The sequence below is a fragment of the Cloacibacterium normanense genome, assembly GCF_003860565.1.
Lineage (GTDB): Bacteria > Bacteroidota > Bacteroidia > Flavobacteriales > Weeksellaceae > Cloacibacterium > Cloacibacterium normanense.
The window spans coordinates 349661-366306 of the sequence record NZ_CP034157.1 but is presented as its reverse complement, the minus strand read 5'-3'; the positions used below and the strand labels follow the sequence as shown (position 1 = coordinate 366306).

Annotated in this window: 15 protein-coding genes; 10 read left to right on the top strand and 5 right to left on the bottom strand. The window is 33.9% G+C overall.

Features of this window, described 5'->3' with window-relative positions; translation table 11 throughout:
- Window positions 1–169: 169 nt before the first annotated feature.
- The 5 genes from EB819_RS01815 to mutY all read right to left on the bottom strand — a co-directional run bounded on the left by EB819_RS01815 (window position 170) and on the right by mutY (window position 6409).
- Window positions 170–1522: a peptidylprolyl isomerase gene (locus tag EB819_RS01815; protein ID WP_245993202.1), complete on the bottom strand. Its 1353-nt coding sequence runs from the start codon at window positions 1520–1522 to the stop codon at window positions 170–172.
- A gap of 79 nt (window positions 1523–1601) precedes the next feature.
- On the bottom strand, window positions 1602–3428 hold the full coding sequence (locus EB819_RS01810) for a hypothetical protein (protein WP_069797215.1): 1827 nt from the start codon (window positions 3426–3428) through the stop codon (window positions 1602–1604).
- Between the two features lie 342 nt (window positions 3429–3770).
- Complete coding sequence (locus EB819_RS01805) at window positions 3771–4691, bottom strand: PfkB family carbohydrate kinase (protein ID WP_069797135.1); 921 nt, start codon at window positions 4689–4691, stop codon at window positions 3771–3773.
- Window positions 4692–4759: 68 nt separating this feature from the next.
- Complete coding sequence (gene gldD / locus EB819_RS01800; protein WP_069797136.1) at window positions 4760–5314, bottom strand: gliding motility lipoprotein GldD; 555 nt, start codon at window positions 5312–5314, stop codon at window positions 4760–4762.
- 57 nt (window positions 5315–5371) lie between these two features.
- Window positions 5372–6409 (bottom strand): A/G-specific adenine glycosylase, encoded by a 1038-nt coding sequence (gene mutY, locus EB819_RS01795; protein ID WP_069797216.1) that lies wholly within the window; start codon window positions 6407–6409, stop codon window positions 5372–5374.
- Window positions 6410–6456: 47 nt separating this feature from the next.
- Between mutY and EB819_RS01790 the strand changes: the two genes are divergently transcribed.
- From EB819_RS01790 to EB819_RS01745, 10 genes are all read left to right on the top strand, one after another.
- Complete coding sequence (locus EB819_RS01790; protein WP_069797137.1) at window positions 6457–6747, top strand: HU family DNA-binding protein; 291 nt, start codon at window positions 6457–6459, stop codon at window positions 6745–6747.
- Between the two features lie 252 nt (window positions 6748–6999).
- Window positions 7000–8556 carry an Rne/Rng family ribonuclease gene (locus tag EB819_RS01785; RefSeq protein ID WP_069797138.1) on the top strand — a complete coding sequence of 519 codons (1557 nt, stop codon included), beginning with the start codon at window positions 7000–7002 and terminating at the stop codon, window positions 8554–8556.
- A 445-nt stretch (window positions 8557–9001) separates the two neighbouring features.
- Complete coding sequence (locus tag EB819_RS01780; protein WP_069797139.1) at window positions 9002–9196, top strand: hypothetical protein; 195 nt, start codon at window positions 9002–9004, stop codon at window positions 9194–9196.
- 1 nt (window position 9197) lies between these two features.
- The gene (locus tag EB819_RS01775) at window positions 9198–9587 is read left to right on the top strand and encodes a hypothetical protein (protein WP_069797140.1); all 390 of its coding nucleotides are present in this window, start codon (window positions 9198–9200) and stop codon (window positions 9585–9587) included.
- A 361-nt stretch (window positions 9588–9948) separates the two neighbouring features.
- On the top strand, window positions 9949–10578 hold the full coding sequence (locus EB819_RS01770) for an NUDIX hydrolase (protein WP_069797141.1): 630 nt from the start codon (window positions 9949–9951) through the stop codon (window positions 10576–10578).
- Window positions 10579–10814: 236 nt separating this feature from the next.
- A complete protein-coding gene (locus tag EB819_RS01765) occupies window positions 10815–11618 on the top strand; it encodes a lysophospholipid acyltransferase family protein (RefSeq protein ID WP_069797142.1) in 804 nt (267 codons plus the stop codon).
- A gap of 62 nt (window positions 11619–11680) precedes the next feature.
- The gene (locus EB819_RS01760) at window positions 11681–13015 is read left to right on the top strand and encodes a UDP-N-acetylmuramate--L-alanine ligase (RefSeq protein ID WP_069797143.1); all 1335 of its coding nucleotides are present in this window, start codon (window positions 11681–11683) and stop codon (window positions 13013–13015) included.
- A 349-nt stretch (window positions 13016–13364) separates the two neighbouring features.
- Complete coding sequence (locus tag EB819_RS01755; protein WP_069797144.1) at window positions 13365–13793, top strand: CBS domain-containing protein; 429 nt, start codon at window positions 13365–13367, stop codon at window positions 13791–13793.
- Between the two features lie 111 nt (window positions 13794–13904).
- The gene (locus EB819_RS01750) at window positions 13905–15092 is read left to right on the top strand and encodes a homogentisate 1,2-dioxygenase (protein WP_069797145.1); all 1188 of its coding nucleotides are present in this window, start codon (window positions 13905–13907) and stop codon (window positions 15090–15092) included.
- A gap of 196 nt (window positions 15093–15288) precedes the next feature.
- Window positions 15289–16572, top strand: coding sequence for an acetyl-CoA hydrolase/transferase family protein (locus tag EB819_RS01745; protein ID WP_069797146.1), 1284 nt, complete (start codon window positions 15289–15291; stop codon window positions 16570–16572).
- The last annotated feature ends 74 nt before the right edge of the window (window positions 16573–16646 follow it).

Here is a 16646-nt window from a genome sequence, read left to right as displayed (position 1 = left end):
CGAGTTCAAACAGCAGGAATTTTTAACGGATTTTATTTTGAATTTCTATACGCCTTCGAAACTGAGGTCATTTAAAAAAATCTTCGATTTTTATTGTTAAAATCTAAATCCATTTAAAATAAAAAATCCCGAAAAGTTTCGGGATTGATATAGTGGGAAATTTTTAAAATTATTTAACGATTGCTGCTTTGTTCCAATCGGTTTTAAACTGGCAATCTTTGTAACGGTTGTCTAACGAGATAAAAGTATCTGCTAGATTTTCTTTTACCCATTTTTCTAAGACTTCATTTTTCTTTTTGTTTAGAGCAAAACTTTTAATTCTTTCAAAATCTGTAGCAATATCTAGAGAATGTTCAGGAATAATGTCATTCACTTTCATTAAAACTACCGCTTTTTTCTGATTGAGTTCATCCATGAAAACTTCTGTTAAATCTCCTTTATTTACCCCTGCAATTTGATAAGCAACAGTTGCTGGAAGATTAATTTTTTCTTGTCTGTCTGAACCATCTTCCGCTGGAATTACCCCTGCATTAAACTTGGTATTTTTATCATCAGAATGCTTGTAAGCAGCATCTTTGAAAGTAGTTTTTCCTTCAAGGATATCTTTTCTAATTTGTTCCATTTCTGCTTTTGCAGTGGCAATTTCTTCAGCATTTGGTTCTGCTTTTAAAAGAATATGTCTTGCATCGTACAATTTACCAGATTTTTTCACCAATTGAATGATATGGAAACCAAATTCAGATTCTACAGGATCAGAAATTTCTCCTTCTTGAAGATTAAGCGCAGTAGCTTCGAAAATCTTCACCATTTTTCCTCTTCCGATGTTGGTATACAAACCACCATTTGCAGCTGAACCTGGGTCATCAGAATAGATTCTTGCTTTATTTTCGAAAGTTTCTCCGTTTAAAATATCTTGTTTGATTTTTTTAAGTTTATCAATGATTTCTTGTTTGTGCGCATCTGTAAGTTTAGGAAACATTACAATTTTAGAAAGCACTACCTCATCTTTTACTTGTGGCAATTGGTATTTGAAAGCGTTATAAAAATCGGTTACTTCATTTGGTGTGATGTTTACTTTATCGGTGATTAGCGCATATTTAGCTTGACCATAATAGTTATCAACATCCATTTTTTCAATCACGTTTTTCATTTCGTAAGAAGAACGGAATTTATAAGAATCTAGCATCGCTCTTTCTGATGGAAACTGAGATAAAATCTGATTGTATTTATCACCAGCTTGTGCTCTAATTGCAGCAGTTCTGTCTTGAATAAGAGTATCTTTTTTCGCTTTATAAATCAAAAGTTTATTGCTCAAAATCTGCTCCATAAATTCGCATTTATTGGTTTGTGCAGCACCTTGTTGAATAGCGTAGTTTTGTTGTTCTAAAATATCTGACTCTAATACGATTTCGTCTCCTACCACTGCAGAAATTCCATCTACTAAATCTCCTTTTTTCACTTGTGCATTTGCATTAAAAGAAATGAGGGTTACCAAAAAACTCAATGCAAATAAATATTTCATGTTTTTAATCATTGTTAAATTTTTAACTGATTTGCAAAATTATGATTCTCTGCGAGATTTCCTATAATTTTTATTATAATTATTTCTTAAAATTCTTCTCAAGTTCAGCATTAAAACTTGGTTCTATTACAATTTTTGTTTTCTGACGTTGTTCTGCAATCGTTTTTGCTAAAATGTCTTCTCTCACATCTACTCTTAATTCCTCCATGGCTTCTTCTTTGGTCATGGGTGAACTCGGTAAAATTCCATCAATAGCGATGATGAGTAATCTCTCTCCCAGTTTCACTTTTTGAATCCCTTTTTCGAAAGGAACTTTATTCACTTGGAAAACTTCTGCATTTTCAGACATTTCACCTTTTTCGAAATGTACCATGAGTTGCTGCTTATCATTCAGTTTCCCGTAATATTTTTTATTGAGAGCATCCCAATTTTTAGCATCTTTAATTTCTTTGGTGATGTCTTTTTCTATGCTTAAATCGGTTAAAATCGCCACTCTTGCATCAGCTCTTTTTTCCCAAATATACTTTTGTTGATTTTTTTTGAAATAATCATCCAATAATTCTGGCTTGTTGGTGAGTTCCTTTTCAATCCACTCACTGAAAAGAAAATCTGCCAATAAGTTTTGTTGAGTTTTTAACAATTGCTCTTTAATTTCTGGTTTTTTGACAAAATCTCTAGAATAAACGGCAAAAACATCATTTCCTCTTTTAGAATCAAGGAAAGCAGACCATTGTTCTTTCGTTAATTTATCTGCATTTTTAAAATTTTCAGACAACAGCGTTTTCAAATCACCAAAAGTGAAAACATCTTTATTGAATTGATACAAAACTGCTTTATCATTTTTAAAAGCCAAATAATCCTGATATGATTTCTTAATTTTTTTGAAATCTGGGAATTCTTTGTAATCTATAGATTTAACCAACGATTCTATCAATTTATTGTACGCCACATCTGCAAAAGGCGAATCCATCATGTCTCTAATGAACATAGGATTGTATTTTTCTGAACTTTGATAAGGAACCACCGAATACAAATTGAACACAAAATATTTTTCCCCTATTAAAATAGGTTCGGTGTATTCTCCTTGCTTTTTATTTTTGAAAGCTTCATAAACTGCGTCTGGCAATACTGGAGAACCCATTACTACGCCTGCATTTTTCTTCTCAGCTTCTGTAGAACCGTATAATTGTGCTACTTCTTCGAATTTTTTTCCAGATTTCAGCGCTTCAAAAATTTGAGATTTCATTTTTTCTGATTCCTCATTTTTAGGATAAGAAATCATTCCAAAAATAATGTAACCTAATGAAGGTCTTCTGTCTACCAACTTCGCAAAAGCCGCAACTGTAGCACTATTGACCAATTGTGTAAACTGACCAGGCTGCAAAAGTTCTAGTTGCCTATTCAGTTCTACATCTACATTGCCAGATTTTACAAAAAATGGTTCTGGTTTCTGTTTAGTGTAATCTATAATCGCTTTTTCTAAGGTAATTTTACCCGATTTTACGTCATTATAGATTTGATTGTAATCATTTTTATCGTCAGCTGTTTTTTCTACATAGAAAACCTGAATTTTCTTTTCAATCAAGTTGGATGAAAAATACTGTTGAAGCGAAGACTGCATGATTTCTTTAGGATAAAAGCTCTCTTCTCTAAGTTCTTGCTCTTTTTCGGCCATTGTTTTTTTGAAATAGCCTAAAGTGTCTGCTCTTTTTTCTAGAGCAAAATTCTGGAGCAACTTAAAATCTACATACGTTTTCACGGTATTTTCTATGCCAGAATTTTCTAAACCATATTTATTTTCTGTTTTGAATTTATCTACAGAAATACTGTCTTTTCCTATAATAAGATACTGTGATTGATAGCTTACAAAAGCTAAAAAGAGGACTAAACTTAACGTTTTTTTCATGTTTTCTTCAATTTTCAATTGCAATTGGAAATCCTAACGTTCATCTTTCCAAAAATTTACAGCCTCAAAGCTAAAAAAAATCCCTTTCAAATAAAATTTAAAAGGGAGTTAATTATTTCTTAAAATTATTTTGCAATCTAAATTTTATACAACGCAAAGATTTTATTAATCCTATGAACAATTTTAGGGAGCAAAGAATACAAATAAATTCGTTTTAAGCGTTCGCTTTATCAATTCGCTAGCGAATCTAACTTTGCTCTCTTGATATTTTATTTCAATTTTATAAACTTTGCGTTTAATAAAAGTTGAAAATTCATGGTAATCTGCGTTTTCAAAACGTTTTTAAAGTTTCACTTCGAAAGTGGTGAGTTCTTTAAATTGTTTTATTCTGCCAATCATTTCGGCTTCGGTAACTTCTTCTAAACGTTGAGTTCCGAATTTTTCTACCGTGAAACTTGCCATTGCAGAACCGACAATTAATGCAGATTTCATTTCTTCGAAAGTAAATTCTTGGTTTTTAGTCAAATACGCTGCAAAACCACCTGCGAAAGTATCTCCAGCTCCAGTTGGATCAAAAACTTCTTCTAATGGCAATGCTGGAATTGCAAAGATTTTTCCATCATTAAATAACAATGCTCCGTGTTCTCCTTTTTTGATAATCACGAATTCTGGTCCCATTTCGTGGATTTTTTGCGCTGCTTTTACCAGAGAATATTCTCCAGAAAGTTGACGCGCTTCTTCATCATTAATGGTAATAACGTCTGTTTTAGCAATTACCTCCAATAATAAATCCCAAGTAAGATCCATCCAGAAGTTCATGGTATCTAAAATCACCAATTGTGGACGTTTTTCCATTCTATCTAACACGGCTAATTGTACAGCAGGATGCAGATTTCCTAAAAGTAAAACTTCGGCATCTTTTGCAGATTCTGGAATTTTTGGGTCGAAATTTTCTAGAACATTCAGTTCTGTAGCCAAAGTATCTCTAGAATTAAGGTCGTTATGATATTTCCCACTCCAGAAAAATGTTTTCCCGTCCTTAATCATTTCTACTCCATCGATATTGATTCCTTTAGAAGTCATCATATCTAAATAGTGCTGTGGAAAATCTCCACCAATCACCGAAACCAAACTCACGTCTGTTTTCATTACAGAAGCGGCTAAACCTATATAAGTAGCTGCTCCTCCTAAAATTTTATCAGTTTTACCAAAAGGCGTTTCTATGGCATCAAATGCTACAGTTCCTACTGCTAATAATTTCATATGTAGATATTATTTATTGTTTTTATATATTATTTTTTCTCTCCAACTCTCCAACTCTCCCACTCAAACTACTTCCACTGAAAAGTATCAATCATGTGCAGCAAGTCTTTTTTAATATAATCTACTGCAGGTGCGAGTGAATCTGGTTTTGGTCTTGTATTAAAATATAAATTCGCTGTTACAAAATGTCTGGTACTGTCTGTGATAAAAATCTGAATATTAGAAGCACTTTCTCCCTTTAATTCATACACATTTCCATAAACTTTTTTCTCAGGATAAGAAAAAGACTTGGTTTCGATAGCTGAAGCTTTAATGGTATGTCCGTAAACCATTTTTTCCACTTCTTTTACGTGCGCATCAAAATCATTTTTCACCTGAAAATACGTAATGAAAACATTGGCTTTCATTTTGGGATAACGCAAATTATACCAACATGCTTGTTTAGCATCTGCTATTGCTGCAAAATCTGAATATTCAAAAGTATAAGCACATGGATTTGTAAATGCTTGATAATGAGGCTGTGGATATTCTAGACGCAATTCACCTTTGGGTTTAGGTTTTGCTTCTTCACTACAAGCCAATGCAGAAAACGCTAACAAAATGACTGCTAATTTTTTAAACATTCTGCAAAAGTAAGAATTTTTTATGGAAGAATTCTCTCGAAAACCAGGTTTAAAGATTTAATTTTCAAACGTTTTCTTCAAATAATTTTCTAAAGGTTTCGGAAAAGACTTTTGATGAGAATTTTCGTAATCTGTAATCTGCAATTGATGCTTCTGAGCATACTTTTCAAAACTCGTTTTATCCTGTAAAATCACTTTAGAAATACTGATTTCAAGATTCTTGTGCGTAAGTTTATGATACACTGTTTTTTCCTCTACGACAAAATTTTCCAATTCCTGAGAAATACTTTCTGGAAAATCATATAATTTCTTCCAAATAAAGGAATCATCTCGTTGTTTGATGAGGAATTTATCTTCATACATTATATAATAATAGTGTAGTTTTAAATCTACCGCTTTTACTTTTTTAGATTTCACAGGAAATTCCAGCACTTTTCCCGTTTCGTAGGCCAGACAATTTTCCTGAATCGGACAGATTTCACATTGTGGATTTTTAGGCTTACAAATTTCTGAACCCAAATCCATAATCGCTTGGTTAAAGTTCCCCGGATTTTCTTCAGGCATAATGAGTAAAGCCAATTCATAGAAATAAGCATACGCTTTTGGCGAGGAAACATCAAAATCATCGGCAAAAACTCTACTCAACACTCGGTAGAAATTTCCATCAATGGCAGGAACTTTTTCCTCAAAACAAATGCTAGAAACCGCAGCTGCTGTATATTTTCCTACGCCTTTTAGTTTTAAAATTTCAGAAAAGGAGTCTGGAAAAGTTCCTCCGAAATCTTCCATCACTTGTTGTGCTGCTTTGTGCAGATTAATCGCTCGGGAATAGTAGCCTAAACCTTTCCAATAGAGTAAAACTTCGTCTATTTCTGCACTGGATAATGATTCTACCGTAGGAAATCTTTCTACAAAATTCAGGTAATGATTCTTGCCTTGCTCTACTCTAGTCTGCTGTAAAACGATTTCGCAGACCCAAATGTGATAAGGATTCTTCGTTTTTCGCCAAGGTAAATCTCTCGCATTCAAATCATACCATTTCAAGAGTTTTAAACCAATGTTTAGAAAATCAGTATATTTGTTCTTCTTTTTCAAAAAATATTTTTTATATTTGCACACCAAAAATAAAAACAAAAAAGGAAATGACAAAGGCAGAATTGGTAAACACCATCTCAAGCAAATTAGGAATAGAAAAAAATGATACACAAAAAGTTATCGAAGCTTTTATGCAAGAAATCAGAACTTCTATGTATAATGGAGATAACGTATATTTAAGAGGTTTCGGTTCTTTCGTAATCAAAACCAGAGCAGCAAAAACAGGTAGAAATATTTCTAAAAATACAGCTATCAACATTCCTGCTCACAACATCCCAGCTTTCAAACCTTCTAAAACTTTCGTAGAAAAAGTTAAAACTAAGGTTGCTGTAAAATAATTTATAAATTAGGTTCAAAAAAAATTCAAATATTAACTTTTAAAAATTTCTAACTATGCCAAGCGGAAAGAAAAGAAAAAGACACAAGGTGGCTACCCACAAAAGAAAGAAAAGAAGAAGAGCAAACAGACATAAGAAAAAATAATCTTTTCTGTTTAGATACAATATAATATAGTTGGTGTTTTTATCTTTATAATGAGCACTAACTATATTTTTGTTTTAATTAAAAACTTTAAAAAGAAATTTTAGAAAATGAAGAAAGAATTAATAATCTCTTATGAAGATGATGCTTCTAAAATTGCCCTTATTGAAGACGGTAGATTATTCGAGCTCCACGAGATACAGCAGAATACAGATTTTGTAGTAGGCGATATTTTTGTGGGAAAAATTAAAAAATTAGCTCCTAATCTCAATGCTGCTTTCGTAAATATAGGTTACGAGAAAGATGCTTTTTTGCATTATCAGGATCTCGGTCCGCAGTATCTTACCTATCGCAAGTTTTTACAGGATACGGTATCCAAAAGACAACAAACTTCTTCGCTTAAAAACTTCCAAATTCAGCCAGAAATAGACAAGCACGGCACTATAGACAAAGTGATGGCTGCTCAAGACGAAGTTTTATTGCAAATTACCAAGGAACCTATTTCTACAAAAGGGCCCAGAATTTCTACCCAGATTTCTTTAACAGGTAGATTTCTAGTACTCATCCCTTTTGATAATAAGGTTTCTATCTCTAAAAAAGTTAAAAGCACCGAAGAAAAAGCAAGGCTCAAAACGCTTATCGAAAGCATAAAGCCAGAAGGTTTCGGTGTAATCATCAGAACAGTAGCAGAAGGAAAAAAAGTTGCAGAACTCCATAATGACATGAACCAATTGGTTGATAAATGGAACGTTTGCTTCAAAAATATCCAAAAAAATAAAACACCTGCCAAAGTTCTTAGTGAAGAAGACAAAGCTTCGGCTATTTTGAGAGACAATTTCAATCAGGATTTCGTTTCTATCATTTGTGACGATGAACAGATGGTAAACGATATGAAAAATTACCTTGAAGTCATTGCTCCAGAACGAAAAAACATTGTACAATTTTATGATTCTCACATTCCACTTCTGGAATATTACAATGTAGAAAAACAGCTGAAACAATCTTTTGGAAAACATGTAAACATCCCAAGTTCTAAAGGTGCTTACCTCGTGATAGAACACACAGAAGCACTGCACGTAGTAGACGTGAACTCGGGGAACAACATTTCTTCTGGCACTGCCAATAAAGAACACGCCCTAAACGTGAACAAAATGGCTGCTACAGAAATTGCAAGACAACTCAGACTGCGAGACATGGGAGGAATTATTGTGGTAGATTTTATAGATATGCCAAATCCTGACCACAGAAAAGAGCTCTACGAACACTTGCGCGAAGAAATGAAACGCGACAAAGCAAAGCACAAAATCCTACCGCCGAGTAAATTTGGTTTGATACAAATCACCAGACAGCGTGTAAGACCAGAAAAACAAATAGACACCAAAGAAGAAAACCCGAACAAAGACGGCGAAATCTTGGCTCCTATTTTTGTGGTAGAACGCATGGAAGAAACCATCAAAGATTTCTTTACCAAAAACAAGGGCAAATTATACCTACACACGCATCCGTTTGTAGAAGCATATCTTACAAAAGGATTGATGAGCCAACAAATGAAATGGTTTATCAAGTACAAAAAATGGGTTACCATTATCCCAAGAGATTCTTTTAAATATCTGGAGTACAGACTCTACGATGCAGACAAAAAAGAACTCATAAGCTACTCTAATTAATGAGTAATATGAAATTTTCGGTGCTCTCCTTGAGGAGAGTTAGAGAGGAAGAAAATTTCTAAAAAATTATAAAATCGTTGCAGTAATGCAGCGATTTTTTTGTTTATAAACTGCTCACCATTAAAACATACGCAGGTTCCCCTCTTTTAGAGAGGTGTCTTTAACTTGTTAAAGACGGGGTGTTAAAAACCTTTTCTTAAAAAAGATGAAAATAATTTTATGATTTTTAACATTTTACGGTTTTCCGTATTTTTCTTTGAAAGTTATTTTCTAAATTAGTAGAAAATTAATAGCATGAAACATCATTGCACAAATTAAATATTTTTATACTTGATTTTACTTAATAAAATATTTACAATCAGTTATTTATGAAATATTATTGTGCATATTTATGAGTTGTGCGTCATTGTAACAAGACACCGTAGAATTTGAAAATTTTAATAAAATGGAAATAGAAAAATTATCAATTGCTGACTTAAAAGCAGCGTGGGACTTTGTAAAAGAAGACCTGAAAGAATTAGAAAAAGCAGCTAAGAAAGAGAACGTAAGTACGGACAAAATTCCTGCATACAAAGAAGTAAAAGAAATGGAAGATAAACTTTACCACAAACTCTTAAACATAACAAGACAATTAAAATAATATGAAAGCAGACGTACAATACAATGACTTTGTTGGAACTGCAGCAGCAGACATTTCGGATTTTCTAGGTACAAAATATGGAAATAGTCTTGAAAGTTTTGGAAAATATTTCAAACTTGACTTAAATAGGTTTGAAGTTATTGGACTTTCAATTTACGGAACTGAAAATCATTATATTTCATTACTCTGTATAGACAAAAAGAAAACAACAGATGAAAAAGAACATATTACAAGTTTGTCTGTAGACATCAAAGATGATAAAGAGTTTTTGAGCTTTCTGTTTAAGAGACTTCATTTAGTTCTGCATTCACGTTTTGACGACAAATATCCAAGTTTGGATTATGACGAAGAAGCAAATTTTGACGACTACCACGAAAAAGAAGAAGAATAATAAGCAACGAAAGCCCCATCGCTGGCGCGAGCGCTACGCTCGTGCCCATAACAATAAAGCATGAGCAGAAAATAAAAATTTACAATCCATAACAAAAAAAACAAATACTCAAAAAAATCCGCAACCAGCGGATTTTTTTGCATCTAAAACGGTCAATTCTTCTACTCTTCTTTTGGGTTTGTTCGTGGTTTGTTCGTGTTTCCTTCGAATCAGCCACGGAAAAGTACCCTAAATCACGAACAAACCACGAACAAATGTAAAAGGAAACTCGACTCAGACCCTAACTTGATTCGGGAAAATCTTATCAATATTTAACAATCCTTTAAAACAAGCTCTGCTAAAAATTCCCTATTTTTGAGCAATGCAAAATTCTTTAGAAATACTATTACAGCAGTTGCAAGATGCAGAGTTGGGCGGTTTTGATGCGCAAAAAGATTATGCGCCACCTTATCGTTCTCTGCTCACGCAAGAAGAAATTTTGGCCAAAAATCCTAAATACGCCGCCGTAAATATTTTACTCTATCCCAAAAATGGAGAATGGCACTTTCCGCTCATCCACAGAACGCACAATGAGAACGACAGACATTCTGGTCAGATTTCGCTTCCTGGTGGTAAAAAAGATGACACCGATGCAGATTTTGCAGAAACCGCCATCCGTGAAACTTGGGAAGAAATAGGCGTTACCACTTCTCAAATCAAAATCGTGAGAGAACTCTCTCCTATTTATATCCCGCCAAGTAATTTTTTCGTGTATGCTTTTCTGTCTTACACCGAAACTTGGCCAGATTTTAATCACCAACAAACCGAAGTTCAAGAAATTTTAGAAGTTCCACTTTCTGTGATACGAGATTTGCCAAAACCACCTTTAACCATGGAATTGCCACGAACCAATGGATATAAAGTTCCTTATTTTGATTTCCAAAACCACAAAATTTGGGGCGCCACTTCTATGATTTTGAGTGAATTGAACGAGTTGCTAAAAAATGTTTAAATTTGCAATCTGCATTTTGATGTTTAATTCATTATCAAAAAATTTTTAAACCACAAAAGCCACAAAAGAAAAGCTTGAAAATAAGTCTTTCAAAAGAAGAAAAAGTATTGTTTAATCTTTTTCATTTTAGGAAACTTTAAAACAAATATAGCTTTTGTCACTTTTTCGGTTAAAAATTAATAGCGCAGAAAAATCATTTGTGTTTAATAAAAATCGAGCTTAATAGCTGCTTGAAAATGGCGAAGAAAAGCATTTTTACAGATTCTTTCGGGAATATTTACTTTTTAAAGAGATTTATCATCTTCATCTTGGGAATGATTTCCTACAGAAGATTTAATGGGTTCAACAAACTGAAAATCACAGGAACCGAGCATTTGGTAAACCTCCCGAAAAACAATGTGTTATTCGTATCCAATCACCAAACGTATTTTGCTGATGTAGCAGCAATGTACCACGTTTTCTGTGCCGTGAATAACGGATATATGAACACCATCAAAAATCCTGTTTACCTGCTCAATCCAAAAGTAGATTTCTACTACGTAGCTGCAGAAGAAACCATGAATAAAGGAATTTTGGCAAGAATTTTTAAATTGGCAGGAGCTGTTACCGTAAAAAGAACTTGGCGCGCCGAAGGAAAAAATGTGAACAGAATGGTAGATTTAAAAGAAGTAGAAAATATTCTGAAAGCGCTAGATAATGGTTGGGTAATTTCTTTTCCGCAAGGAACTACTTCTGCTTTTGCACAAGGTAGAAAAGGAACGGCTAAACTCGTTCAGCAACAACGTTCTATCGTTATTCCTATCAAAATCAATGGTTTCCGTAGAGCTTTTGACAAAAAAGGATTGAGAGTAAAAGTGACAGGTGTAGAACCTACCCTGCAGTTCAAAGCTCCACTAGATATAGATTACGACAACGAAAAGGCGGAAGATATTCTTAACAAAATTATGCACGCCATCGAGCAAACACCTGAACATAACGTGTTACACGATTATGACAAAGAATATCAGGAGCGCAAAAAACAAGAGAAAAAAGACGAGTAAACTTATTTTATTAAATTTTACTTGGCTCTTTTTACTTGGCTCTTTTTAATTTTAATTGAAATATGAACATTCATTTCATTGCAATTGGCGGTGCTGCGATGCACAATCTTGCCATAGCTCTCAAAAATAAAGGTTACCAAATCACAGGTTCAGATGATGCTATTTTTGAACCTTCTCTTTCTCAATTGCAAAAAAACGGACTTCTTCCTGAAAATTTAGGTTGGTTTCCTGAGAAAATTTCTGAAAATCTAGACGCAGTCATTCTAGGAATGCACGCCAAAAAAGAGAATCCTGAACTCTTGAAAGCTCAAGAATTAGGCATTAAAATCTATTCTTATCCAGAATTTCTGTACGAGCAGAGCAAAGAAAAAACCAGAGTGGTGATTGCAGGTTCTCATGGGAAAACTACCATTACTTCGATGGTTCTTCATGCGTTGCAATATCATCATTTTGACACAGATTTTATGGTAGGAGCACCGTTAGAAGGTTTTGACTGCATGGTTAAACTTTCTTCGGAAAATGATTTCATCATCTTAGAAGGAGATGAATATCTTTCTTCGCCGATAGATTCTCGTCCGAAATTCTTGCATTATCATCCGAATATCGCTTTGGTTTCTGGGATTTCTTGGGATCATATCAATGTTTTCAAAACAGAGGAAGAATATGTAGACGCTTTCAGAAATTTCATTAAAAATATTACTTCTGGTGGAATTTTAGTGTACAATGAAGAAGATGAAACCGTAGTAAAACTAGTAGACGAAGCGGAGAATTATTTCAGAAAAATGCCTTACAAAACACCCAACTACGAAACCAAAAACGGTAAAACTTCCGTAGAGACAGAAATGGGGCAAATTCCGCTTAAAATTTTCGGAAAGCACAATTTACTGAATTTAGAAGGAGCAAGGCTTATTTGCAATCAATTGGGCATTCTAGACGAAGATTTCTACGAAGCTATGATGAGTTTCTCTGGCGCATCGAAACGTTTAGAAAAGGTAAAAAGAAATGATGATGTGATTTTGTACAGAGATTTTGCACACGCTCCGAGCAAAGTAAAAGCATCTGTTGACGCTTTTACAGAACAATTTCCCGCGATGAAGAAAGTTGGAGTTCTAGAACTTCACACCTATTCTTCTCTCAATCCAGCGTTTTTGCCAAAATACAAAAATACTTTAGCCCAACTTGATGAAGCGGTGGTTTTCTATGATTTGGAAGCTTTGAAAATTAAAAATATGACTCCCATTTCTCCTGAATTGATTAAAGATTCTTTCGGGAAGGAAAATTTACAGGTTTTTACCAATGCGGATGATTTGAAAAACTTTTGGCAAAATCTGGAAAAATCAAATGCTGCTTTCCTAATGATGAGTAGCGGAAATCTGGGCGGAATTTCCTTGACTTAAATAAAAATCAATATTTCTTCCTTTTGAAACGCAAAGGTTTTAAAACTTTAAAGTAAAAAAATAAGCAAACAAAGGTAAAATTCGCTAGCGAATTGGATTAAACCTACGTTTAAAAAACGAATTGATTCGTCAACCTTGCTCACTTAAACTTGCCAAAAAATCATTAAAAATTCTTTGCGTTTTACAAAAAGTTAAAATAAGCTATGTACATCGCAATAGCAGATAAGTTTCCATCATTTTAAGTACGCACAGGTTCATATTTTCTCAAAAATTTTAGATTTTTTTTCGCTAACTATTTCATATTCAAAATATTTTATTAATTTTAGAAGCACACTAAAACCACATGAATATGAGAACTATAAAACACATTCTTGATAGAAAATCAAGAGAACTCGCCATCATCGAACCTGAAAAAACCGTTTTCGAAGCTTTAAAATTAATGGCAGACAAAAACATAGGCTCTGTTATTGTAATGGATGGAACTAGATATCTCGGCATTCTTTCGGAGAGAAATTACGCAAGACAAGTTGTGCTCCTCAACAAAAGTTCTAAGGAACTTGCGGTAAGAGAAATTATGAGAACAGACCTCCCAAAACTTTCTAAGAATGACCCCATCGAAAAATGCATGGAAATCATGGCTCAACTCAATGTGAGATATTTGCCTGTGGTAGAAAATGAAACACTCATCGGTCTAATTTCTGTAAAAGATCTTCTAGACGAAGTTTTACTGCACCAAAAAGACGTCATCGAAAATCTTACCCACTATATCAACACTTAAATTTTTCGACTGAACTAATACCATTTCTCCTCCCGAAATCCATCGGGAGTTTTTTATAGAGTGAGATTTCTAAATTTTATTATATTTGGGAAAATCAGAACACCAGTAGAAATGAGATACACCACATTAGGAAAAATTCCGCAAAAAAGGCATACCATTTTTAAATCCGAGGAAGGGAATTTCTATTACGAACAGCTTTTTGGGACTGAAGGTTTTCACGGAATCTCTTCGTTACTGTATCATATTCACAGACCTACACAGATTAAATCTATTGGAACGCCAAAAGATGTTACTCCAAAAATTGCAGTAGACCGAAACATCACGCCGAGAATGTTTAAAGGTGTACAAGTGACTCCCGAAAATGATTATTTAGAAAGTAGAAAAGTTTTGTTGTTAAACAACGATTTAAAAATGGGATTGGCAAAGCCTAGAAAATCTACTGATTATTTTTATAAAAATGCAGAATGTGATGAACTGCTTTTCGTACATGAAGGAAAAGGCACACTGAAAACCTTTGTAGGGAATTTAGACTTCGAAAAAGGAGATTATCTTATCATTCCAAGAGGAACGATTTATCAAGTGGAGTTAGAAACTACAGAAAATGTCTTCTTCTTTTTAGAAGCACATTCCCCGATTTATACGCCAAAAAGATACAGAAATGAGTTCGGGCAATTGCTGGAACATTCCCCTTTTTGCGAAAGAGATATTATCGCTCCCACTTTTGTAGAACCCAAAGACGAAAAAGGAGAATTTCTCATCAAAGTAAAAAAGGAAAACCTGATTTGGGATTTTATTTACGCTACGCATCCATTTGATGTGGTAGGTTGGGACGGTTATTTCTATCCTTATAAATTTAATATCAAAAATTTTGAACCGATTACTGGAAGAGTGCATTTACCACCACCGATTCATCAGAATTTTGAAGCGCATAATTTTGTGATTTGTTCTTTTGTGGCGAGAATGTACGATTATCATCCTCAAGCGATTCCTGCACCTTATAATCATTCTAATATAGATTCAGACGAGGTTCTTTTCTACACTGAAGGAGATTTTATGAGCAGAAATCATATTGACTTAATGGATTTCACGCTTCATCCTGGCGGAATTGTTCACGGACCTCATCCTGGCGCAATGGAAAGAAGCATTGGCAAAAAATTCACCGAAGAATATGCGGTAATGGTAGATCCTTTCAGACCACTGAAAATTACAGAAGAAGCGATGAAAGTGGAAGATAAATCCTACGCTACCAGTTGGTTAGACACCGAAGAAAATTATTTACACGACAGAAGTCAAGAGTAAAAAACCCGAATAAACATTTAAAAATTTTATGGGTTAAAAATTCCTATTTTTATGCACTTTAGCACAAAAACAGGTCAATATTATCAAAAAATCAGAACTTTATTTGATAAATCTCATCTTGTACATTCTTCATAAAAATGTAACTTTGGGAAACAGAGAAAATTGAAAAGTTTAGAAACATAAAAACGATTATATTATGTATAATTACGTCACGGCAGAAGAAGCCTTATCACTAGTCCAGAGCAACCAAAGAATATTTTTTCACGGGAGTGCTTGTACTCCTAATTATTTGATTTCGGAATTAGCAAAACAAGCCCATAGATTAAGAGATGTAGAAGTGGTTTCTATCACTGTTCAAGGTGAAGTAGAAATTGCAAAACCAGAATATAGAGACAGTTTTTACATCAACTCACTTTTTGTTTCGGCACCAGTAAGAGAAGCGGTAAACAGTGACAGAGGAGATTTTGTTCCCGTTTTTTTGAGTGAAATTCCTATTTTATTTAAAAATAATATTCTTCCATTAGATGTAGCTATTATTCAGGTTTCACCACCAGATCAGCATGGTTATTGTTCCCTTGGAACTTCTGTAGATGTAGCGAGAAGTGCCGTAGATTCTGCAAAATATGTGATTGCACAAGTAAATCCTAAAATGCCAAGAACGCTAGGAGATTCTATGCTTCATGTGAAAAGAATTGATAAAATGGTGTGGCATGAAACCGATTTATTAACGGTAGATTACGCTGCGAAAGTTTCTGATGACGAAAGAACCATCGGAAAATACATTGCCGAAATGGTAGAAGATAAATCTACGCTTCAAATGGGAATTGGTACCATTCCAGATGCGGTTCTAAGTTCACTTAACAATCACAAAGATTTAGGTGTACACACGGAAATGATTAGTGACGGAATCATAGATTTAGTTGCGAATGACGTAGTAAACAATAAATATAAAGGAACACATCTCAACAAAACCATTACTGCGTTTTGCTTTGGGACAAAGAAATTATACGATTTTATCGACAACAATCCTTCCTTCCAGTTTATGGATGTAACTCATGTAAACAATCCATCCATCATTAGAAGAAACAAAAAATTAGTAGCCATCAATTCTGCTATAGAAGTAGATTTAACAGGTCAAGTTTGTGCAGATTCTATTGGCACTTATCAATATTCAGGAATTGGCGGACAAATGGATTTTATTCGTGGAGCTGCACTTTCTGAAGGTGGAAAACCTATCATTGCCCTTACTTCTAGAACGAAAAAAGGAATTCCTAGAATTGTTCCTTACTTAAAAGAAGGAGCTGGTGTAGTAACAACCAGAGGTCATATTCACTATGTGGTAACAGAATATGGAGTAGCTTATCTGTATGGAAAAAACATGAGACAGCGCGCAAAACTACTCATTGACATTGCTCATCCTGATGACAGAGAAATGCTCGATAAATTCTGCTTCGAACGATTTAAATCACACGCATTATAACATAATAAAACCTATCAAAAAGATAGGTTTTGTTGATTTTTTTTGTGCGCATCACACAATATTTGTAATTTGGC

What these genes read in the sequence shown, in the direction of transcription:
- EB819_RS01815 (WP_245993202.1), bottom strand. Translation starts at nt 1,522, where the DNA reads ATGAAATATTTATTTGCATTGAGTTTTTTGGTAACCCTCATTTCTTTT.
- EB819_RS01810 (WP_069797215.1), bottom strand. Translation starts at nt 3,428, where the DNA reads ATGAAAAAAACGTTAAGTTTAGTCCTCTTTTTAGCTTTTGTAAGCTAT.
- EB819_RS01805 (WP_069797135.1), bottom strand. Translation starts at nt 4,691, where the DNA reads ATGAAATTATTAGCAGTAGGAACTGTAGCATTTGATGCCATAGAAACG.
- gldD (WP_069797136.1), bottom strand. Translation starts at nt 5,314, where the DNA reads ATGTTTAAAAAATTAGCAGTCATTTTGTTAGCGTTTTCTGCATTGGCT.
- EB819_RS01790 (WP_069797137.1), top strand. Translation starts at nt 6,457, where the DNA reads ATGACAAAGGCAGAATTGGTAAACACCATCTCAAGCAAATTAGGAATA.
- EB819_RS01785 (WP_069797138.1), top strand. Translation starts at nt 7,000, where the DNA reads ATGAAGAAAGAATTAATAATCTCTTATGAAGATGATGCTTCTAAAATT.
- EB819_RS01780 (WP_069797139.1), top strand. Translation starts at nt 9,002, where the DNA reads ATGGAAATAGAAAAATTATCAATTGCTGACTTAAAAGCAGCGTGGGAC.
- EB819_RS01775 (WP_069797140.1), top strand. Translation starts at nt 9,198, where the DNA reads ATGAAAGCAGACGTACAATACAATGACTTTGTTGGAACTGCAGCAGCA.
- EB819_RS01770 (WP_069797141.1), top strand. Translation starts at nt 9,949, where the DNA reads ATGCAAAATTCTTTAGAAATACTATTACAGCAGTTGCAAGATGCAGAG.
- EB819_RS01765 (WP_069797142.1), top strand. Translation starts at nt 10,815, where the DNA reads ATGGCGAAGAAAAGCATTTTTACAGATTCTTTCGGGAATATTTACTTT.
- EB819_RS01760 (WP_069797143.1), top strand. Translation starts at nt 11,681, where the DNA reads ATGAACATTCATTTCATTGCAATTGGCGGTGCTGCGATGCACAATCTT.
- EB819_RS01755 (WP_069797144.1), top strand. Translation starts at nt 13,365, where the DNA reads ATGAGAACTATAAAACACATTCTTGATAGAAAATCAAGAGAACTCGCC.
- EB819_RS01750 (WP_069797145.1), top strand. Translation starts at nt 13,905, where the DNA reads ATGAGATACACCACATTAGGAAAAATTCCGCAAAAAAGGCATACCATT.
- EB819_RS01745 (WP_069797146.1), top strand. Translation starts at nt 15,289, where the DNA reads ATGTATAATTACGTCACGGCAGAAGAAGCCTTATCACTAGTCCAGAGC.